The sequence below is a fragment of the Actinoplanes lobatus genome (assembly GCF_014205215.1).
Lineage (GTDB): Bacteria > Actinomycetota > Actinomycetes > Mycobacteriales > Micromonosporaceae > Actinoplanes > Actinoplanes lobatus.
This window is the reverse complement of sequence record NZ_JACHNC010000001.1, coordinates 60,182-80,117: the sequence shown is the minus strand read 5'-3', so window position 1 is coordinate 80,117 and position 19,936 is coordinate 60,182. Positions and strand designations below refer to the sequence as shown.

The following is a 19,936-nucleotide window of genomic DNA, read 5'->3' as shown; positions in this document are numbered from 1 at the left end:
GCCGGCCGCCTGCGCGGCCCGCGCCGGTCCTGCCTGACACTCTGGTGCACCGTGGTCGAGAAGTCCATGGGAGTCGATGCGACCGCCGCCCGCCCCGGTTTTTGTCGGTGGGAGTCGCTAGGGTGCAGCCGATCGATGGAGCCGAACCCTGGGGAGTGGCCGGTGAGCGAGAAGTCGAGCGTGGAGACGTTCGTCGTTCCGGTGGGGTGGAAGCGGTTCGTGCTGCCCCGCCGGTCGTCGGCGCCCGCGTCGCCGAGCGTGAAAGCGACCGATGTCACAGCCGCCGAGGCGCTGCTGACCACGTTCGAGGGCGAGGCACGGGCGGCGGTGGACAACCGGCTGACACCGGAGGACATCACCGCGGCCGGGCGCGCCTGGCTCTCCGGGGAGCCGGACGCCCCACCGCTCGGGGCGGCGGCCGTCACCCAGGCCGTCGTCCGGGAGCTCCAGTGGTATCGGCTCGACGAGGCGCTGGCCCTTCTCGGGTTCTGGCGCTCGCGCCGCGGGCTGCCGTTCGCCGCGGCGGCCGTCGCCGAGCTGGCCGCGCTCTACCCCACGGCGTTCACCACCGGCGGGGCGATCACCCGCAGCATCCTCGACCGTGACGCCACCGGCTACACCACGGTCCTCGCCCAGCGGATGGCGTACCGGTTGCGGCGTGCCGTCGTGGCCGCCCGCCCGGAGGAGTACGAGCGGGTGGTCGAGGCCCTCGCCGCGGTGCGCGGGCCGTCGCTCGCCCAGCGCGCGGTGATCTCCGTGATGGCGCCCGACGAGTCCGGTTGGGCGGCGGAGATCTGCGCCGAGGCGATGGCCCGGCCCAACCTCGGGACGATCAAGCAGATGCTGCTCACCGTCGTCGACCGGGAGGCGCTCGCCACCCCACTGGCCGAACAGGTGGATCACTTCGCGGCGCTGCGGCAGAGCGAGGTGATCCACACCTTCGTGGGCACGCTCGGCCCGGAGGCCGCGCCCGCACTGGCGGGATGGTGCGACTCGCCGCGCCAGGGCGACGCCCAGGACCGGCAGAAACTGCTCGGCATGCTGGCCGTGATCGGCGGCGACCAGGCATTGCAGGCCCTGCTCGACCGCCGCGACCAGCCCTATGTCCCGGCCGCCCTGGCCGACGCGGCCGCCCGCCACCCGGCCCGGGCGCTGCGCCTGATGGCCGCCACACCGGACGACGGCCGGCTGCTCGCCAACCACCTGGCCGGCAACCGCGGCCTCGCCGCCGAGGTCCGGCCGCTGCTCGCCACCGAGGCCGCCGCCCGCCTGGACGAGGCGGAGGCCGTGCTGACCGCGGCTGAGACGGCGAAGGCCGCTCCCGGGGACGTTCCGGCGATCCTGCGCGACCCGGCCTGGCAGTCCCCGGTGGAGCGCCACCCGATCGTCGTCGACGGGCTGACCGGCACCGGGGAGTCCCGGGTGGTCTGGGCGGAAGGCGAGCGGGAGAGCTGGGCCGACGGCTCCTGGGCGGCCCGCAACGGCGGCTCACGGGACTGGGCCGGCATCGCCGGGCAGCTCGACAAGGGCGGCAACCCGACCTGGGACGCGATCTTCTTCTTCCTTCAGGGCCCCGACGAGCTGACCCGTCCACGGCTGGGCGCCTGGCGGCCCGACTACTCGTACGACCTGGGGGACTGGGGTCCCGAGCTGCTGGGCCGCTACGAGGAGGCGGCCGTCCCGGCGCTCGCCGAGGCCGCCCGGCGCACACCCCTCGTCGGAGCCCCGGTGCTGGCCCCGGCCGCCACACCCCAGGTTGCCCTGCTGATGGCCGGCTGGCACGTGCGGTCCCGGCCGGTCCGGCGGACGGCCGCCGCCTGGTTCGCGCGGCACACCACGTTCGCGGCGCGGGCGCTCGTCCCGGTCGCGGTCGGCAAGCGGGGCAACGCCCGGACCGACGCCGAGGCCGCGCTGCGTGTGCTGCCCCGCGAGGAGGTGCTCGCCGCCGCCGGTCAGCACGGCCCGGAGGCGGTGGCGGCGGTCGAGGAGATCCTCGCCGTCGACCCGCTGACCGTCCTGCCGAAGACCATGCCGGTGCTGCCGGACTGGGCGAACCCGGCGACGCTGCCGCCGGTCCGGCTCACCGGCGACCGCGGCGAGCTGCCCCTCGACGCCGTCCGCAACCTGATCACCATGCTCGCCCTCTCCCGGCTCGACAGCGCCTACCCCGGCGTCGGCATGGTGGTGACCGAGTGCGAGCCGGCCGACCTGGCCGGATTCGGGTGGGCGCTGTTCGAGACCTGGCGCGCGGCCGGGCACCCGGCGAAACAGAACTGGGCGCTCGACGCGCTCGGCCTGCTCGGCGACGACGAGACGGTCCGGCGGCTGGCCCCGGTCATCCGGGCCTGGCCCGGCGAGGGCGGGCACGCCCGCGCCGTCACCGGCCTCGACGTGCTTGCCGCCATCGGCACCGACGTGGCCCTCATGTACCTCAACGGCATCGCGCGGAAGGTCAAGTTCCGCGGGCTCAAGGAACGGGCCGAGGAGAAGATCGCCGAGCTGGCGGCGGAGCTCGGGCTCACCGGCGACGAACTGGCCGACCGGCTCGTGCCCGACCTCGGGCTGGACGCCGACGGCGGCATGGTCCTCGACTACGGGCGGCGCTCCTTCACGGTGGGCTTCGACGAGCAGCTGAAGCCGTTCGTGACGGACGCGACCGGCCGCCGCCTCAAGGCCCTGCCCAAGCCGGGCGCCCAGGACGACGCGGCGCCGGCGACGGAGGCGTATGAGAGGTTCGCCGCGCTGAAGAAGGACGTCCGGGCGATCGCCGCCGACCAGGTCCGCCGGCTGGAGGAGGCGATGACCGCCCAGCGCCGGTGGACCGGCGAGGACTTCCGGCAGTTCTTCGCCGGCCATCCGCTGCTCCGGCACCTGGTCCGCCGCCTGGTCTGGGTGCGGTTCGACGCCGCCGGCGCCCCGGCCGGCGGGGTGCGCCTGGCCGAGGACCGCAGCCTTGCCGACGTCACCGACGAGACGGTGACCCTCGGCGACGACGAGCCGATCGGCATCGCCCACCCCGTCCACCTCGGCGCCGACCTGGCCGCCTGGGCCGGGGTGTTCGCCGACTACGAGATCACCCAGCCGTTCTCCCAGCTGGCCCGGGGGGCCGAGCCGCTCACCTCGGCGCGGGCCGCGGCCCTCACCGGCGTGACCGTGCCCAGCACCCGGCTGCTCGGGCTGGAACGCCGCGGCTGGCGGCGCGGCGCCCCACAGGACGCCGGGGTGCAGGGCTGGTTCCAGCGGGACGTGCCCGGCGGCCGGCACCTGGTGCTGGAGATCTCCCCCGGCATCGCGGTCGGGGCCGTCGACGTCCTCGGCGACCAGACCGTCACCGCCGTCTTCGTGGCCCCGGCCTCCGGCTACCACTGGCGCCGCGGCGACTCCGACGACCGGCTCTCCGAACTCGACCCCATCACCGCGGCCGAGGCGCTGCGCGACCTGACCGAGGTGTTGTCATGACCCTGTCCGTCACCGTCCCCACCGACGCCATGCAGCGCCCGCCCGCCGAGGTCCGGTACGCGGACGAGCTGGCCCGCCTGCGCGCCGCCGACGACGCGCCCAAGCCGCCCGGCTGGGCGCTCAGCCTGCGCGCCGCCCGCGCCTTCGTCGTCGGTGACGACGCGCTGGGCGTCACCCGCAAGTTCGTCGGCGACCCGTCGCTGATCGACCGGGCGCTGGTCAGCCTCGCCACCAACCGGGGGCTGCTCCTGGTCGGCGAGCCGGGCACCGCGAAATCGCTGCTGTCCGAGCTGCTGGCGGCCGCGGTGAGCGGAGACTCGACGCTCACCATCCAGGGCGGCGCGGCCACGACCGAGGACCAGATCAAGTACTCGTGGAACTATGCGCTGCTCGTCTCCGAGGGGCCCAGCGAGCGGTCGCTGGTGCCGGCGCCGCTGCTGCGGGGGATGGCCGAGGGCCGGACCGTCCGGTTCGAGGAGATCACCCGGTGCCCGCTCGAAGTGCAGGACTGCCTGCTGTCGCCGCTCTCCGACCGGGTCCTCGCGGTGCCGGAGCTGCCCGGCGGGGCCGGCATGGTGTTCGCCAAGGAGGGCTTCAACATCATCGCCACGGCCAACACCCGCGACCGTGGGGTCAACGACATGAGCTCGGCGCTGAAGCGGCGGTTCAACTTCGAGACGGTCTTCCCGATCGCCGACTTCGACACCGAGCTGGCGCTCGTCGAAGCCGAGGCGGGCGCGCTGCTGCGGCGCTCCGGGGTGACCGTCGCACCCCACCGGGACGTGTTGGAGGTGCTGGTCACGGCGTTCCGCGAGTTGCGTACCGGGCGGACCGCGCGGGGCGACGAGATGGACCGGCTGTCCGGCGTGATGAGCACCGCCGAGGCGGTCGCGGTGGCGCACGCCGTCGGGCTGCGCGGCTGGTTCCTGCGCGGCACCGCCGGCACCGCCGCCGACCTGGCCTCCTGCCTCGCCGGCACGGCCGCCAAGGACAACCCGGAGGACCTCGCGAAACTGCGCCGCTACCTGGAACAGCACACCGGCTGGCGGGCCGGCGCGCAGTGGCGGGAGCTGCGCGACGCCCGGCGGGAACTGCCCGGCGGATGAGCCTCACCGTCATCGGGGTCCGGCACCACAGCCCCGCCTGCGCCCGCCTGGTCGGCGCCACCATCGCCGCACTACGGCCGGCCCACGTGCTGATCGAGGGGCCGGCCGACATGAACCAGCGGATCGGTGAGCTGCTGCTCGGCCACGAGCTGCCGGTCGCGATCTTCACCAGCTATGCCGACGAGCGGCGCCGGCACGGGTCGTGGGCGCCGTTCTGCGAGTACTCGCCGGAGTGGGAGGCGCTGCGGGCCGCCCGCGAGTGCGGGGCCGAGACCCGGTTCATCGACCTGCCGGCCTGGCACGAGGCGTTCGCCGACCGGGACAACCGGTACGCCGACGCCGAACTGCGGTACGCCGAGGCGGTCGGGCGGCTGTGCGAGTCCTTCGGGGTGGACAACAGTGACGCGCTGTGGGACCACGTGGTCGAGTTGGGGCCCGACGAGGGGCTCGTGGAGCGGCTGACCGCCTACTTCGACGTGATCCGGGGCGATGCCGAGGCGGGGACCTCGGACACCGCACGGGAGGCGTACATGGCCCGGTGGATCCGGGCAGCCCTCGCCGACGCCGGGGACCGGCCGGTCGTCGCGGTGGTCGGTGGCTTCCACCGGCCCGCGCTGCTCCGCCTCGCCTCCGCTGCCTCCGCCGACGCCGGCCCCGGCTGGCCGGAGATCCCGCAGCCGCCGGACGGGGCCACCGCGCGCAGCTACCTGGTGCCCTACTCGTTCCGGCGGCTCGACGCGTTCGGCGGCTACCAGTCCGGCATGCCGTCGCCGGAGTACTACCAGCAGCTCTGGGAGAGCGGTCCGGAACAGGCCGCCCGCCACCTGGTGACCGCCGTCGCCGAGCGGCTCCGCAAACGCGGCCAGGCGGTCTCCACGGCCGACCTGATCGCCGCCCGGGCCGGGGCCGAGGCGCTCGCCCGGCTGCGCGGCCACTCCTGCCCGGCCCGGGTGGACGTGCTCGACGGCCTCGCCGCCGCCCTGGTCAGCGAAGCCCTCGACGTGCCGCTGCCGTGGGCCGTGCGGGGCACCGTCACGGCCGGGCAGCACCCGGCCGTGATCGAGATGACCGCCGCCCTCAGCGGCGACCGGCACGGCCGCCTGCACCCGGACACACCCCTGCCGCCGCTCGTGCACGCCGCCACCGCCGAACTGGAGCGGCACGGCCTCGACCGGGCCGGCGAGCACGGCGCCGACCTGCTCGACCCGCGCGGGCGCGAGATCAGCCGGGTGCTGCACCGGCTCCGGGTGCTCGAGGTGCCCGGCTTCCGGCGGATCACCGGCCCGGCCACCGGCATCGACCCGGTCCTCGCCGAACGCTGGACGGTGCAGAACCACGAGCAGCGGCTGACCGCCCTCATCGAGGCCGGCGGGTACGGCCCGACCCTGGAGACCGCGGCCGCCGCCCGGATCGCGGAGAGCATCGACCAGGCCGCCGGTGATCTGGGCGCGCTGGCCGGCACCCTCTTCGACGCGGCCCTCTGCGGTGTCACCGAGCTCGGCGAGGACGTGCCCGAGCGGTTGCGCCAGGGCGTCGCGGCCGGCAGTGACCTGCCCGTCCTGGGCAGGGTGCTCGCCGTGACGCTGGCGCTGTGGCGGCACGACCGGCTCCTCGGCACCGCCGGCAGCGAGGCGCTCGCCGTGGTCGTGGCGGCCGCGACCAGCCGCATCCTGTGGCTGGCCGAGGGCTGGCACGCCGCCGGCGCCCCGGCCGACCGCGGGCGGATCGCGGCGGTCGCGGCGGTCCGGGACGCGGTGCTGCACGCCGCGGCGGTGGGTGTGGACCGGGTCGCCGCGGTGGAGGTCGCCGCACGGGTGGCCGCCGACCGGGCCGCGCCACCCGACCTGCGCGGCGCGTTCTACGGGCTCGGTCACGTCCTCGCCGAGTCGTTCCTGGAGGATCCGGCGCAGGCGGTCCGCGGCGCGTTCGCGGCCGGGACCGCCGGCGACTGGCTGGCCGGGCTGTTCGGTGTGGCCCGCGAGCCGGTCCTCGCCCCCGGCGGCATCCTCGGCCTGCTCGACGAGCTCGTCACCGGGTTCGGCGCGGAGGACTTCCTGGTGGCGCTCCCGGCGCTGCGGCAGGCCTTCGAGTACTTCCCGCCCCGCGAGCGGGAGACCATCGGCGAGCGGCTGATGGCCGACCGTGGCGTCGACGGCTACGCCCGGGACCTGCTGCGCACCACCGTGCCGGCCGAGATCGTGGCGGCCGGGCTCGCCCTGGACGAGACCGTGGAGCGGCGCCTGGCCCAGGCCGGGCTGATCAGTGCGGGGGAGACCCGATGACCGACATCGGCCTGGAACGCTGGCGGCTCATCCTCGGCGAGCCGGCCGGGAGCTGTCTGGGCGGCCTGTCCGGCGACGCGGCCGCCCAGGACGCGGCACTCGACTGGCTGTACGGGCGCGACGAGCAGCTCGACCAGCGCGACATCCGCCGTCAGGGCGGCACCGGGCCGTCCCAGCTCACCACCGTCGACTGGCTGGACGACATCACCCGGCTCTTCCCGAAGGAGACGGTCGAGCGGTTGCAGCGCGACGCCGTGGAACGGTACGAGATCGACGACATCGTCACCGACCCCGACGTGCTCCAGCGCATCGAACCCAACCCGTCCCTGCTCCGGGCCGTCCTGCGGACCAAGCATCTGATGAACCCGGAGGTGCTGCGGCTGGCCCGGCGCATCGTCGAGGCCGTCGTCCGGGACCTGATGGAACGGCTCGCCACCGAGGTGCGGCAGAGCTTCTCCGGCGCCCGGTCCCGGCGGTCCAGCCGGTTCAAGCAGGCCCGGGACTTCGACGCCCGGCGCACCATCCGCGCCAACCTCGGCAACTACCGGCCGGAGGAGCAGCGGGTGTATGTCGAGACGCCGTACTTCATGTCGCGCACCCGCCGGCAGCTCTCCCAGTGGCAGGTGATCCTGCTGGTCGACCAGTCCGGGTCGATGCTGTCCTCGGTGATCCACTCGGCGGTCACGGCGGCCTGCCTGTGGGGGCTGCCCGGCGTTCGTACCCATCTGATCGCCTTCGACACCGACGTGGTGGATCTGACGTCGGACGTCAGCGACCCGGTCGAGCTGCTGATGAAGTCGCAGCTCGGCGGCGGCACCGACATCGCCCGCGCGGTCCGGTACGCGGCCCAGCTGGTCGAGCAGCCACGCCGGACGATCGTCGCGGTGATCAGTGACTTCTTCGAGGGCGGATCGGAGGCCGACCTGGTGCGCGGCGTACGGGGACTTGTCGAACAGGGAAGCATCGTGCTCGGGCTGGCGGCCCTGGACGAGCAGGCGGATCCGGCGTACGACCGGGTGTGCGCGCAGAAGCTCGCCAACGTCGGCGCCTGGGTGGGCGCCATGACACCGGGCGAACTGGCCGCCTTCGTCGCCGAGCGGGTGGGCCGATGAGCGAGCTTGCGAGTGAATCATCCAGCTCAGTCATCAACTCATTGCGACGCCGGAGCGCAGCGGAGGTGGCGCAGTGAGCGAGCTTGCGAGTGAATCATCAGGCTCAGTTTTGAACTCATTGCGACGCCGGAGCGCAGCGGAGGTGGCGCGATGAGCGAGCTTGCGAGTGGATCGGTGAGCCTGCCGGTGCGGGCCGACCTGCGGGCGCTCGACGCCGACGCGCTGGCCGCCCTCGCCAACCGCGGTCTGGTGAAACGGGCCGCCCGCGAGGCCGAACGGGAACCACCCGCGCTGTCGGCCGGGGAGGGCGCCACGGTCGTCGCCGAGTTCGCCGACGGGGTCCGCGCCGAACTCCCGGAGGGCGGCCTGGAGCAGGGCCGCTGCACGTGCGGAGCGGCCGGGGCCTGCCGGCATCTGCTCGGGCTGATCTTCGCCTACCAGGCCGCGCTGCCGCAGACCGCGCCGTCGGAGGACGAGCCGCCCGCCGAGGCGGCGGCCTGGTCGCCGGGCGGGTTCACCGACGAGGACCTGGCCACCCGGATCGGGAGCCGGCTGGTCGAGACCGCCCGCCGCACCCACCGGAACGGGTACACCGCCCGGATCCGGCGCGGCGCCGTCCCGGTGGCCGAGCTGCCCGCCGCGACCGTGCGGTTCCTGGTGCCCGGCGACCTGGGCTATGTGCACACCGACGCCCGTGCCGGCGTCCGCGACGACGTCATCGCCCTGGCCGTCTGGGCCTTCCGGGCGGCCGACGAGCAGTACCCCGATGCCGGCGAGTGCTCCGTCGACGTCGGCGGGGCGCCGGGTGCCGCCGTCACCGGCTCCGGGCTCGAGCCGGTGACCGAGTTCGCCGCCGAGGTGCTGCGGGCCGGGGCCGTGCACGCCGGCCCGGGCCTGGTCGCGGCCGCCGCCGGGCACCAGGTCACCCTCGACCGGGCCGGGCTGCGGTGGCCCCTCGGCGCCACCGCCGAACTCGCCGAGCAGCTCACCGCGTACCGGGACCGCAGCGCGCGGTATGCGCCCGAGCGGCTCGCCGACCTGATCGCGGAACTCTTCGCCCGGCATCGCGCGGTCAGCGCCGACAGCGGCGCCGGGCACCGGGCCCGGGTGCTCGGCTCCGAGGAGGCGGCCGAGACCCCACTGCGCCGGGTCCGGCTGGACGGCCTCGGCGCCCGGGTCACCGCGGTCGACGGCCAGCGGCGGGTGGAGATCTTCCACGGGCAGGCGGCCAGCGGTGTCGTCCTGGTGTCGCACCGGCAGTGGGAGACCGACGAGGACGGTCCCGCCCTCGGCCGGCGGCGGATCGCCGGAGCCACCGTCGACGCGATCGCCTCCGGGGCGCTGGTCACCGAATCCGCGATCCGCAGCGCCAGCCGGACGGTGCGGCTCGGCGCCGGCCGGATCGCCAAGTCCACGGTCACCGTGTCCAACGGCGCCTGGGAAGGGCTGCCACCGGGGCTGCTCGCGTACGACTACGCGAAACTCGCCGCCGAACTGGACGCCATGCCACCACGCCCGGTCCGCGCCCGGGTCCGCGCCGAACTGGTCCGGGTGCTGGCGATCGCCGAGGTCGGCGAGAGCTGGTATGCGCCGGGGGCACAGCGGCTCCGCGTCGAGATCCGGGACGCTTCCGGCGTCACGGCCACGGTCGAGGCCACCCATGCGGCGGTCGCCCCCGGCCGTCTCGACGCGGTCGCGGCAGCCCTCGACGGGCGCCGGGGCCGGCCACGATTCGTGGCCGGGAGTGTGCACCGCTGCGGCGGGCGGGTGGTCATCGATCCGTACGCGATCGCCGCCGACGGCCCGCCGGTCGTCCCCGACCTGGCCGTGCCACCCACCGGCCAGGGGCTCGGCAGCGCCGACGGGCCCGCCGGGTCCGCCGACCCGGGCGATCCGCTGGCCGAGGCGGTGGCGGCGGCCCGCGACGTGCTCGCCGAGGCGGCGCACAGCGGACTCGCCCACCTGCCCGGCGCCCACACCGACCGTCTGCGGTCGGCGCGGGCCGCGCTCGCCCGGGTCGGCCTGCACCGGGTGGCGTCGTCCCTCGACGAGGTGGTGGCCCGCCTCGGCCCCGACCCGGGCGCCGAGGCCACCTGGGCCTGGGTCGACGCCTACCTACGCGTCAGCCTGGCCGCCGACCTCCGCTGACGACCGTCTCGGCGGTCCGGTCGGCCTCGGCCGGCGGCTGCCCCGACGGATGCGCGGCCGGCCGGTGGCGGAGGCGTCGGCGGAGGCGTCGGCGGGTGTGCGGCCGGCCGGTGGCGGAGGCGTCGGCGGAGGCGTCGGCGGGTGTGCGGCCGGCCGGTGGCGGAGGCGTCGGCGGGTGTGCGGCCGGCTGGTGGTGGAGGCGTCGGCGGGTGTGCGGCCGGCCGGTGGTGGAGGCGTCGGCGGGTGGGTCAGCCGTTGCGGACGGCGGTTTCGACGCCGGTCTCGTGCGGGCCCAGGAAGATCGGGTCTCGGGCGGTGAGGACGTCGGCGGCGGCCTTGACCGCGGCGCCGTACTCGCGGACCTCGCCCCGCAGCCACAGGTCCTTGTAGGCGCGGGCCGTGTCGTCGCCCACGCCGGTGGCGTCGATGCCCTGCTCGCGGCAGAGGGCCACGGCCCGGGGGAGGTGGAAGTTCTGGGTGACGACGATCGCCTGCTGGACGCCGAAGATCTTGCGAGCCCGGACGCACGAGTCGTAGGTGTCGAAGCCGGCGTGGTCGAGCACCACCCGGTCGGCGGGGACCCCGCGGGCGACCAGCCACGCCTGCATGGCGCCCGGTTCGTCGTAGGCCCACTCGCCGTGGTCGCCGGAGACCAGGATCGCCTTGATCTTGCCGGCTTCCAGGAGCTGCCGGGCGATCTCCAGGCGGGCGGCCAGGAACGCCGACGGCTGGCCGTTCGGGTCGACCTGGGCGCCGAGGACCAGCGCGACCGGTGCGGCGGGGACCGATGCGGCGTCGTAGATGTGGCCGTCGGCCGCGGAGCGTACCCATGTGGTGCATCCGATGGCGACGGCGACCGCGAGGATCGCGCTCAGCGCGCCCGCCGCCAGCAGGCGGCGCAGGCGCCGGCCCTGGAGAAGAGCGCGGAGCGACGGCAGACGCCGCTCGCCGTCGGACGGGAACCAGCTGCGGAACAGGGAACGCTTCGGCACGCGACCGAGGATGGCAAATCCGGTCAACCCCAGGCCGGTGGTGGGAAGGAGCGGAATGCCGTCGATGGCAGCATGGGCCCATGATCGATATCGCCGTTGAGGGGGATCCGCTGGTCCGGTGGGCGCTGCACGCGCCCGGCGCCCGTGTCTGGCGGCGGCCGGGCGCGGTCGTCGTGGCGTGTCCCGACCTGTCGCACTGGGACCGGCTGGTGATGAACGGCGAGCCGGACGCGGTGGCGGCACTGCTGCCCGAGGCGCTGGCGGGCACCGGGGAGACGTTCCGGCCGTTCGGGACGGAGGAACTGGTCACCGAGATGGTCGCGCGGCTGCCCGGGCTGGAGGTGAGCGTGACCCTCGGCTGGATGGAGACCACCGGGCCGGTCGGCCGGGCGACGGGTGCGGCCGCCTGGCTCGGTGACGGGGACCGGGCCGAGGTGACCGCGCTGATCGACGAGGCCTACCCGGAGTCGTACGCCCGGCCGGGTGGCGCCGGGGTCCGGCGGTGGGCGGGCATCCGGGACGCCGACGGAACCCTGCTCACGGTCGCCGCCGAGGCGTGGTCGACCGTGGAGATCGGGTTCATGTCCGGGGTGGCGACCCGTCCGTCGGCCCGGGGCCGCGGGCTCGGGGCGGCGATCTGCGCGTTCGTCGCCGACGAGCTGCTGTCCGGCCGGGAGCGGGTCGCGCTCCTGGTCGATCACCGGAACACCGCGGCGCTGGCCACCTACACCCGGCTCGGCTTCACGACCCGGCGGGTGGCCGCGGCACGGCGGTCTCAGGCCGTACGGGTGGCGGTGTAGAGCAGGTACTCCCAGTCCAGCGCGCCGCCGCCCTGGTCGAAGCGGGTGCCGAGGGCGGCCAGGTCGGCGTCCAGGGCGGCGACGCGGTCCGGGTCGCCGGCGATGTTGCGGTAGACGGCGATGGTCGGGCCGTAGACGCTCTTGAAGTAGTCGCGGAACTCCTCCGGCGTGCCGAAGTGGGTCACCCGCAGGTGGCGGCGTTCCACGGTCACTCCGGAGACGCCGTCGCCGAACAGGGATTCCAGGTGGGCCGGGTCGCCCCAGCGGGGTGGGGGCTGGGCGCCGGCCGGCGGCGGGGCGGCGTACGGCTTCATGGTGGCGAACATCTGCCCGATGAAGCCCTCCGGTGTCCAGTTGATCAGGCCGATCGTGCCGCCGGGACGGCAGACGCGGAGCAGTTCCGCGGCGGCGGTCTCGTGGAACGGGGCGAACATGACGCCGATGCACGAGATGACCGTGTCGAACGAACCGGCGTCGAAGGGCAGAGCCTCGGCGTCGGCCTCGACCCAGTTGAGTTTGGCGTCGAGGGTGGCGGCGTGGCGTTCGCCGACCGCCAGTAGCTCCGGAGTGAGATCACTGGCGGTGACGGTGGCGCCGGCGAGGGCGGCCGGGACGGCGGCGTTGCCGGTGCCCGCGCCGACGTCGAGGACGGTCTGTCCGGGACCGATCTCCGCGGCGGTCACCAGGACCGGCCCGAGTGGGGAGACGATGTCGGCGGCCAGCGCCGGGTAGTCGCCGGAGGCCCACATGGCGCGGTGCTTCTGTTTCACGGTTGGATTCGTCATGTCACTGACGGTAGGCGTCCCGGAAGCGGTCGGCCGGGTACACGATGCGTACCCGACTGTCCGCTTCCGGACGGACCCGGGATTCTCAGGAGATGCGGAACTTCGCGGACTGCAACGCCGAGGGCCGCGAGTTCGGGCCGACGAGCAGCTCGAAGTCGCCGGCCTCGACGATCCGTACGCCGTCCGCCGACACGAGCGTGCAGTCCGCGGCCGGCACCTCCAGGGCGACCGTGACGCTCTCCCCGGGCTCGACGGTCACCTGCCGGTACGCCTTCAGCTCCCGGCTGGCCCAGGTGACGCTGGTGACGAGGTCGCTGACGTACACCTGGACGGTCTCCAGCGCCGGCCGCGTCCCGGTGTTGGTGAGCCGCACGGTGGCCCGCACCACCCCGTCGGCGGCGACGTCCGGTTCCTCGATGCTGAGCCCGTCGTAGACCACGGTGGTGTAGCTGAGTCCCTCCCCGAAGGCGAACAGCGGGTCCTGGGTGAGGTCGGCGTACCGGGTGCCGTGCTGGCCGCGCAGCTGGTTGTAGTAGATCGGCTGCTGACCGGCGTGCCGGGCCGCCGAGATCGGCATCCGCCCGCTCGGCTCGATCAGCCCGAGCAGCAGTTCGGCGATCGCCTGCCCGCCGCGCATGCCGGGGTTGAAGGCCTGGACGACGGCGGCCGCCTCCAGCGCCGACGGCGGCAGGGCGAGCGGCTTGCCGTCGATCAGCACGACGATCATCGGGGTGCCGGTGGCCGCGACCGCGTCGAGCAGCGCGATCTGCCCGCCCTGGAGTTCCAGGGTGGCGGTGGACTTGTGTTCCCCGTTGAGGTTGACGGTGTCACCGACGACGACGATCGCGTAGTCGGCGGCGGCCGCGGTCGCGGCGGCGGCGGCGAGACGTGACGGGGAGGCGGGGACGGCCTCCGAGATCGGCGGCCGGGGCTGCCCGTCGGGGAACGTCTCGCCCTCGGGATCGGGTACGAGGCGCTCGATCTCCACGGCCGGGTCGAAGTCGAGTTCCCAGCCGTCGGGCAGCAGCGAGCGGAGCCCGTCGAGGACCGTCGAGGTCAGCTCCCTCGGGTGGCCGTCGGGCATCCAGTCGACCTGCCCGGAGTCGCCGGCCCAGTCGCCGAGCTGCGCGGACACGTCGTGGGCGTTGGGCCCGAGCAGCGCGATGCGCTTCGACGGCGCGGACGGCAGGGGCAGTACGCCGTCGTTGCGCAGCAGCACCAGCGACCGCCGGGCCACCTCGAGGTTGAGCTCGGTGTGCGCGGTGCACCCGATCACCTCACGCTGGCGGGCGGCGTCCGGGGTCCGCGGGTTCTCGAAGAGGCCCAGTTCGAACTTCAGGCGCAGGATCCGCCGTACCCCCGCATCGATGTCGTCCTCATGCAGAAGGCCGCGCCGGATCGCCTCCTGGGCGCCTTCGAAGAAGGCCGGGGTCGTCATGATGACGTCGTTGCCGGCCTTGACCGCGGACGCCGCGGCCTCGGCGTAGTCGGCGCAGACCTTCTGCTCCCAGACCATCCGGCCGACGTTGTCCCAGTCGGTGACGAGCGTGCCGGTGAAGCCCCACTCGCCCTTGAGCACGTCGTTGAGCAGCCACTTGTTGGCGGTGATCGGCACGCCGTCCATCGACTGGTAGCCGAGCATGAAGACCCGGCAGCCCTCGGCGGCGGCCCGCTCGAACGGCGGCAGGAACCAGGAGCGCAGCTTGCGCCGGCTGATGTCGGCCTCGCTGGCGTCCCGGCCGCCCTGGGTCTCCGAGTAGCCGGCGAAGTGCTTGGCGGTGGCCAGGATGGCGGTCGGGTCGGTGAGGCCCTCGCCCTGGTAGCCGCGGATCATCGCGGCGCCCAGCTCGCCGATCAGGTACGGGTCCTCGCCGAACGTCTCGTCGACCCGGCCCCAGCGCAGGTCCCGGGCGATGCAGAGCACCGGTGAGAAGGTCCAGTGCACGCCGGTGGCGGCGGCCTCGACGGCGGTGGCCCGGCCGACCTTCTCGACCAGGTCCGGGTCCCACGTGGCGGCCATGCCGAGCTGGGTGGGGAAGACCGTGGCGCCGGGCCAGAAGCCGTGGCCGTGGATGCAGTCCTCGGCGGTGATCAGCGGGATCCGCAGACGGGTACGCGCGACCAGCTCGGCCGCCTCGACCAGCTTGGCCGGTGAGGTGTGCAGGATCGATCCGGCGAGCTTGTCCAGAACGATCTCGGACAGGTCCTGGCGGGCGTCGAGCTGGAGCATCTGGCCGATCTTCTCGGGCAGCGTCATCCGGCCCAGCAGATCCTCCACGCGCTCCGAAACTCCGAGCGTGGAGTCCTGATATGGCATGGGCATGGCATCGCTCCCAAGGGGGTGTACCGAACACGAACGGTTCGGAGTCTTCCAGTCCGGAACCGGTTCCGGCACCCCGCCACGGTTCCGGAACTTCATCGTTCCACCGATGCGAGGGGGAGGCGAATTCGCCGCGATGCCGGTATGGTCCATACCGCACCGCACTCAGTGGAGTCTATTGATCACGCATGGTGATCCAAGGGGGGTCATGGGTTCGGCTGACCGGGTCCTGCGACGGACCGCCGATGCGATCGAGCACATCTCCGGAATCTGTTTCAAGACCGGCCCGCCCCGCCAGGTCGGCGCCGAGTTGGAGTGGACCACACACCGCGCCGCCGATCCGTCCGCGTACCTGCGGGCCGGCGACCTTGCCAGGGCACTGGGCGAGCACGCGCCCGTCACCCTCGGCAACCCGAAACCCGTGCCACTGCCCTGCGGTGGCGCCGTCACCGTCGAACCGGGCGGACAGGTCGAGATCTCCTCGGCCCCGGCCGGATCCCTGGCCGAGTTGCACGCCGCGGTCACCGCCGACCGCGAGTTCCTCACCAACCTGCTGGCCGATGCCGGGATCGTGCTGGGGGAGCGGGGCCTCGACCCGTACGGGCGTCGCCGCCGGCTCCTCGACGCCCCGCGGTACGCCGCCATGGAGAGGGCCTTCGACAGCTCCGGCCGCACCATGATGACCGCCACCGCCGGCCTCCAGATCTGCCTCGACGCCGGCGAGGAGCACCAGATCCGGCCCCGGTGGGCGGCCCTGCACGAGATGGGCCCGGCCCTGCTGGCCCTGTTCGCCAACTCCCCGGCCGACGGCTGGGCGTCCCGGCGGATGGCCTCCTGGTACGGGATCGACCCCCGGCGTACCGCCCCGGTCCCGGCCTCCGCGGACCCGGCGCGAGCCTGGGCGGAGTACGCGGTCCGCGCCCCGCTGCTGTGCGTGCCCCGGCCGGACGGCCGCTGGGACGTCCCGCCCGAGGTGACCTTCGCCGACTGGATCGAGGCGGGCGGTATCGAGGCCGGCCGGATCGGCGGCGGGCGGATCGGCCGTCCACCCACGCCGGCCGACCTCGAGTACCACCTCGGCACCCTGTTCCCGCCGGTCCGGCCCCGCGGCTACCTGGAGGTCCGCTACCTGGACACCCAGCCCGGTGACGAGTGGATCGTCCCGGCCGCGGTGCTGGTCACCCTGCTCGACTCCGACACGCTCACCGACCGGGCCCGCGAACTCGCCGCCGCCGGGGCCGGCCGCTGGCGTGCCGCCGCGCGGTTCGGCCTGGCCGACGGCCCGGTCCGCCGGTCCGCCGCCGGCCTGGCCGGCCTGGCCTGCCGCCACCTGGACCGGACCGGGCTGCCGGGCGCCGTCCGGCAGGAGATCGTCGAGGTCGTCCAGCGCCGGCTGAACCATCACCGAGAGGGGATCTCCGCATGACGACCCAGGACCTGCGGCTGGCCATCGCCGCCGAGTTGGAGCGCACCCGGGCACGGACCGCGCTGCTCACCGACGCGGTCGACGAGGACGACCTGACACGCCAGCACTCGCCGCTGATGTCCCCGCTGGTGTGGGACCTCGCGCACATCGGCAACCAGGAGGAGCTCTGGCTGGTCCGGGACGTGGGCGGCCGCGACCCGGTGCGCCACGACATCGACGAGCTCTACGACGCCTTCAAGCACGCCCGCCGGGACCGGCCGGCTCTGCCGCTGCTGAACCCGGCGGAGGCCCGGGCGTACACGGCGACGGTCCGCGACAAGGTCCTGGACGTGCTCGACCGGGTGCGGTTCGACCCGTCGCGGCGGCTGGTCGACGACGGGTTCGCGTTCGGCATGATCGTCCAGCACGAGCAGCAGCACGACGAGACCATGCTGGCCACCCACCAGCTGCGGGCCGGAGCGCCGGTGCTGTCCGCTCCGCCGCCTCCGCCATCGAAAAACGTTATCCACGGAGAAATCCTGATAAAAGCGGGAAAATTTGTTATGGGTACGGACACCGAGCCCTGGGCCCTGGACAACGAACGCCCCGCCCACATCGTCGACGTCCCGGCGTTCTGGATCGACGCCGCCCCCACCACCAACGAGCAGTACGCCGCGTTCATCGACGCCGGCGGCTACGACGACCCCCGCTGGTGGAGCGAACGCGGGTGGGCCCACCGGATGAAGGCCGGCCTGGAGAAGCCGCTGCACTGGCTGCGCGACCACGACGGCTGGCACTACCGCCGGTTCGGCCGCGTCGAGCCGGTGCACCCGCACGAGCCGGTCGTGCACGTCGGCTACCACGAGGCCGAGGCCTACGCCGCGTGGGCCGGTAAACGCCTGCCCACCGAGGCGGAGTGGGAGAAGGCGGCCCGCCACGACCCGGCGACCGGCCGCTCCCGCCGCTACCCGTGGGGCGACGACCCGCCCGAGGCCCGGCACGCCAACCTGGGGCAGCGGCACCTCGGCCCGGCTCCGGTCGGCGCCTACCCGGACGGCGCCTCCCCGGACGGCGTGCACCAGCTGATCGGCGACGTCTGGGAGTGGGTGTCCAGCGGTTTCGAGCCCTATCCGGGGTTCACGGCCTTTCCGTACCGGGAGTATTCGGAGGTCTTCTTCGGCGGCGACTACCGGGTGCTGCGCGGCGGCTCGTTCGGCACCGACGCGGCCGCCTGCCGGGGCACCTTCCGCAACTGGGACCACCCGATCCGGCGGCAGATCTTCTCCGGCTTCCGCTGCGCCCGAGCCGCCTGATGTGCCGCCACCTCGGATATCTCGGCCCGCCCGTACCGTTGTCGAGTCTCCTGCTGGACCCGCCGCACGCGCTGGTGACGCAGGCGTGGGCGCCGCGCGACATGCGCGGCGGCGGCACCATCAACGCCGACGGCTTCGGGGTCGGCTGGTGGCCGCCGGGCGCCGCCGAGCCGGTGCGGTACCGCAGCGCCATGCCGATCTGGACCGACGCCGCCCTGCCGTCGCTGGCGGCCGCCACCCGGTCCGGGGCGGTCCTCGCCGCGGTTCGCTCGGCCACCGTGGGCCTGCCGGTCGTGGAGACCGCGGCGGCGCCGTTCACCGACGGCCGCTGGCTGTTCAGCCACAACGGCGTGGTCCGCGGCTGGCCGTCGGCGGTCGCCGGACTCGCCGGTGAGCTGCCGGTCGAGGACCTGCTCACGATGGACGCGCCGACCGACTCGGCCACCCTCTGGGCGCTGCTGCGAGCCCGGCTGCGAGCCGGCGAGCCCGCCCCCAAGGCGGTCGCCGCGCTGGTCGTCGACGTGGCCGCGGCGGCCCCCGGATCCCGGCTGAACCTGCTGCTCACCGACGGCACGCAGCTGATCGCGACGGCACACGGCCACGCCCTGTCGGTGCACGCCGGCCGCGGCTCGGTCCTGATCGGCTCGGAACCCTTGGACGCCTCCCCGGCCTGGCAGCCCGTCCCGGACGGCCACCTGGTGGTCGCCACCGCCACCGCTCTGGAGATGACACCGACTCTCTGAGGAGAACCATGCTCACCCTGATCGACGACCGGGATCTGGCCCGAACGCTCCGCGCCGACGTGCTCGCCGGCCTGACCGTGACCCCGAAGTGGCTGCCGCCCCGATGGTTCTACGACGCCCGTGGCAGTGAGCTCTTCGAGGAGATCACCCGGCTGCCGGAGTACTACCCGACCCGCGCCGAACGGGCGGTCCTGGCCGGGCACGCCCCCGCGATCGCCCGGATCACCGAGGCCAAATGCCTGGTGGAGCTGGGTTCCGGTTCCTCGGAGAAGACCCGTCTGCTGCTCGACGCGATGCTGCGGCGCGGCACGCTCGGCTCGTTCGTGCCGCTGGACGTGTCGGCGGGCGCGCTCACCGCCGCGGTCGGCGCGCTGACCGCCGCCTATCCGGGGCTGACCGTGACCGGGGTGGTCGGCGACTTCGCCCGGCATCTGGCGTACCTCCCGGAGGGCGACAGCCGGGTGGTCGCCTTCCTCGGCGGCACGATCGGCAACCTGACGCCGCCGGAGCGGGTCGCCTTCCTGACCGCCCTGCGCGGCGCGCTGCACGAGGGCGAGTGGCTGCTGCTCGGCGCCGACCTGGTCAAGGATCCGGCCGTCCTGGTGCCCGCCTACGACGACGCGGCCGGGGTGACCGCCGAGTTCAACCGCAACGTGCTGCGGGTGATCAACCGGGAGCTGGGCGCCGACTTCGACCCGGCGGCGTTCGAGCACGTCGCCCTCTGGGACGCCGGGCACGAGTGGATCGAGATGCGGTTGCGGTCGTCGCGCGACCAGGTGGTGCGCATCCCGGAGCTGGATCTCACCGTGCCGTTCGCCGCCGGGGAGGAGATGCGCACCGAGATCTCCGCCAAGTTCCGCAGGGACGGCCTCGCCGCCGAGCTGGCCGCCGCCGGTTTCACCCTGCGGCACTGGTGGACCGATCCGGACGACCGCTTCGGTGTGGCGCTGGCCCAGGCCGGGTAGTTGACGCTTCGTGCTTTCCTGGCACCGAGGAGGTGCCACATGACGTCCGAACCGCACCTTCTGCTGGTGGAGGCGGTGCTGCGGACATCCCGGGAGCACGCCGACTGGTGGGCCGAGGGCGGACCGCGCCCACAGCTGCCGCGCGCCTGGCAGCAGCTGTGGCGCGACGCCGTCGTCCGCCAGATGGATTTCACCGGCGAGGCCGAGGTGCCCGCCCGCCGGGCCGTCCAGGACATGCTCGACCAGCTCACCCGCCTCGACCGGGAGGCCGGGTGGTTCCGCGCCGACCCGGCACTGCGGCGGCGCGCGATCAGCGAGACCCTGCTCTTCGGCACGCGCCTCGGCCCGGACGTCCCGAGCCGTCCCGCGCAGGTCGCCTGGCTGCGCGGGCGCGGCCTGCGCCCGGTCGACTACGCCCGGGTCACCGCGATCGCCGCCGCCCAGGACGATTGGCTCGCCGCCTGGAACACCTGGGCGAAATCACTGCAGAACCCCTGATCCGGTAC

Annotated in this window: 14 protein-coding genes; 11 read left to right on the top strand and 3 right to left on the bottom strand. The window is 74.3% G+C overall.

The window, feature by feature from the left end; all coding sequences use genetic code 11:
* Positions 1-162: 162 nt before the first annotated feature.
* The 5 genes from BJ964_RS48950 (at position 163) to BJ964_RS00290 (ending at position 10,107) form a co-directional block, all read left to right on the top strand.
* Positions 163-3,459: a DUF4132 domain-containing protein gene (locus BJ964_RS48950; RefSeq protein WP_188118776.1), complete on the top strand. Its 3,297-nt coding sequence runs from the start codon at positions 163-165 to the stop codon at positions 3,457-3,459.
* Positions 3,456-4,565, top strand: coding sequence for an ATP-binding protein (locus BJ964_RS00305; RefSeq protein ID WP_229807290.1), 1,110 nt, complete (start codon positions 3,456-3,458; stop codon positions 4,563-4,565). Before BJ964_RS48950 ends, BJ964_RS00305 begins: the two co-directional genes overlap by 4 nt.
* Entirely contained in the window at positions 4,562-6,847 is a 2,286-nt protein-coding gene (locus BJ964_RS00300; RefSeq protein ID WP_188118775.1) for a DUF5682 family protein, read from the top strand. Before BJ964_RS00305 ends, BJ964_RS00300 begins: the two co-directional genes overlap by 4 nt.
* Positions 6,844-7,959 (top strand): VWA domain-containing protein, encoded by a 1,116-nt coding sequence (locus BJ964_RS00295; RefSeq protein ID WP_188118774.1) that lies wholly within the window; start codon positions 6,844-6,846, stop codon positions 7,957-7,959. The genes BJ964_RS00300 and BJ964_RS00295 overlap by 4 nt, the downstream gene beginning before the upstream one ends.
* A 150-nt stretch (positions 7,960-8,109) precedes the next feature.
* Entirely contained in the window at positions 8,110-10,107 is a 1,998-nt protein-coding gene (locus tag BJ964_RS00290) for a hypothetical protein (RefSeq protein WP_188118773.1), read from the top strand.
* Between the two features lie 248 nt (positions 10,108-10,355).
* Here the strand turns inward: BJ964_RS00290 and BJ964_RS00285 are convergent, their stop codons facing one another.
* On the bottom strand, positions 10,356-11,099 hold the full coding sequence (locus BJ964_RS00285; RefSeq protein ID WP_407650780.1) for a SanA/YdcF family protein: 744 nt from the start codon (positions 11,097-11,099) through the stop codon (positions 10,356-10,358).
* An 80-nt stretch (positions 11,100-11,179) separates the two neighbouring features.
* On the opposite strand from BJ964_RS00285, the gene BJ964_RS00280 reads away from it, so the two are divergent.
* Positions 11,180-11,899 (top strand): GNAT family N-acetyltransferase, encoded by a 720-nt coding sequence (locus BJ964_RS00280; protein ID WP_188118772.1) that lies wholly within the window; start codon positions 11,180-11,182, stop codon positions 11,897-11,899.
* On the opposite strand, the gene BJ964_RS00275 is transcribed toward BJ964_RS00280, so the two are convergent.
* Together BJ964_RS00275 and BJ964_RS00270 are read right to left on the bottom strand one after the other, a co-directional pair.
* A complete protein-coding gene (locus BJ964_RS00275) occupies positions 11,875-12,684 on the bottom strand; it encodes a class I SAM-dependent methyltransferase (protein WP_188118771.1) in 810 nt (269 codons plus the stop codon). The genes BJ964_RS00280 and BJ964_RS00275 overlap by 25 nt on opposite strands.
* Positions 12,685-12,769: 85 nt before the next feature.
* A complete protein-coding gene (locus tag BJ964_RS00270; RefSeq protein WP_188118770.1) occupies positions 12,770-15,007 on the bottom strand; it encodes an exo-beta-d-1,3/1,6-glucosidase in 2,238 nt (745 codons plus the stop codon).
* 205 nt (positions 15,008-15,212) lie between these two features.
* On the opposite strand from BJ964_RS00270, the gene BJ964_RS00265 reads away from it, so the two are divergent.
* The 5 genes from BJ964_RS00265 to BJ964_RS00245 are packed head-to-tail and all read left to right on the top strand — an operon-like array spanning position 15,213 to position 19,928.
* Positions 15,213-16,430, top strand: coding sequence for a glutamate-cysteine ligase family protein (locus tag BJ964_RS00265; RefSeq protein ID WP_188118769.1), 1,218 nt, complete (start codon positions 15,213-15,215; stop codon positions 16,428-16,430).
* On the top strand, positions 16,427-17,722 hold the full coding sequence (gene egtB, locus BJ964_RS00260) for an ergothioneine biosynthesis protein EgtB (RefSeq protein ID WP_188118768.1): 1,296 nt from the start codon (positions 16,427-16,429) through the stop codon (positions 17,720-17,722). Before BJ964_RS00265 ends, egtB begins: the two co-directional genes overlap by 4 nt.
* Positions 17,722-18,465: an ergothioneine biosynthesis protein EgtC gene (egtC, locus tag BJ964_RS00255; protein ID WP_188118767.1), complete on the top strand. Its 744-nt coding sequence runs from the start codon at positions 17,722-17,724 to the stop codon at positions 18,463-18,465. Before egtB ends, egtC begins: the two co-directional genes overlap by 1 nt.
* Positions 18,466-18,473: 8 nt before the next feature.
* On the top strand, positions 18,474-19,430 hold the full coding sequence (gene egtD / locus BJ964_RS00250; RefSeq protein WP_188118766.1) for an L-histidine N(alpha)-methyltransferase: 957 nt from the start codon (positions 18,474-18,476) through the stop codon (positions 19,428-19,430).
* A 39-nt stretch (positions 19,431-19,469) separates the two neighbouring features.
* Positions 19,470-19,928 carry a hypothetical protein gene (locus BJ964_RS00245; RefSeq protein ID WP_188118765.1) on the top strand — a complete coding sequence of 153 codons (459 nt, stop codon included), beginning with the start codon at positions 19,470-19,472 and terminating at the stop codon, positions 19,926-19,928.
* The last annotated feature ends 8 nt before the right edge of the window (positions 19,929-19,936 follow it).

Coding starts and splice junctions, on each gene's coding strand:
- BJ964_RS00305 (WP_229807290.1), top strand. CDS start 3,456: ATGACCCTGTCCGTCACCGTCCCCACCGACGCCATGCAGCGCCCGCCC.
- BJ964_RS00300 (WP_188118775.1), top strand. CDS start 4,562: ATGAGCCTCACCGTCATCGGGGTCCGGCACCACAGCCCCGCCTGCGCC.
- BJ964_RS00295 (WP_188118774.1), top strand. CDS start 6,844: ATGACCGACATCGGCCTGGAACGCTGGCGGCTCATCCTCGGCGAGCCG.
- BJ964_RS00290 (WP_188118773.1), top strand. CDS start 8,110: ATGAGCGAGCTTGCGAGTGGATCGGTGAGCCTGCCGGTGCGGGCCGAC.
- BJ964_RS00280 (WP_188118772.1), top strand. CDS start 11,180: ATGATCGATATCGCCGTTGAGGGGGATCCGCTGGTCCGGTGGGCGCTG.
- BJ964_RS00275 (WP_188118771.1), bottom strand. CDS start 12,684: ATGACGAATCCAACCGTGAAACAGAAGCACCGCGCCATGTGGGCCTCC.
- BJ964_RS00270 (WP_188118770.1), bottom strand. CDS start 15,007: ATGCCCATGCCATATCAGGACTCCACGCTCGGAGTTTCGGAGCGCGTG.
- BJ964_RS00265 (WP_188118769.1), top strand. CDS start 15,213: ATGGGTTCGGCTGACCGGGTCCTGCGACGGACCGCCGATGCGATCGAG.
- egtB (WP_188118768.1), top strand. CDS start 16,427: ATGACGACCCAGGACCTGCGGCTGGCCATCGCCGCCGAGTTGGAGCGC.
- egtC (WP_188118767.1), top strand. CDS start 17,722: ATGTGCCGCCACCTCGGATATCTCGGCCCGCCCGTACCGTTGTCGAGT.
- egtD (WP_188118766.1), top strand. CDS start 18,474: ATGCTCACCCTGATCGACGACCGGGATCTGGCCCGAACGCTCCGCGCC.
- BJ964_RS00245 (WP_188118765.1), top strand. CDS start 19,470: ATGACGTCCGAACCGCACCTTCTGCTGGTGGAGGCGGTGCTGCGGACA.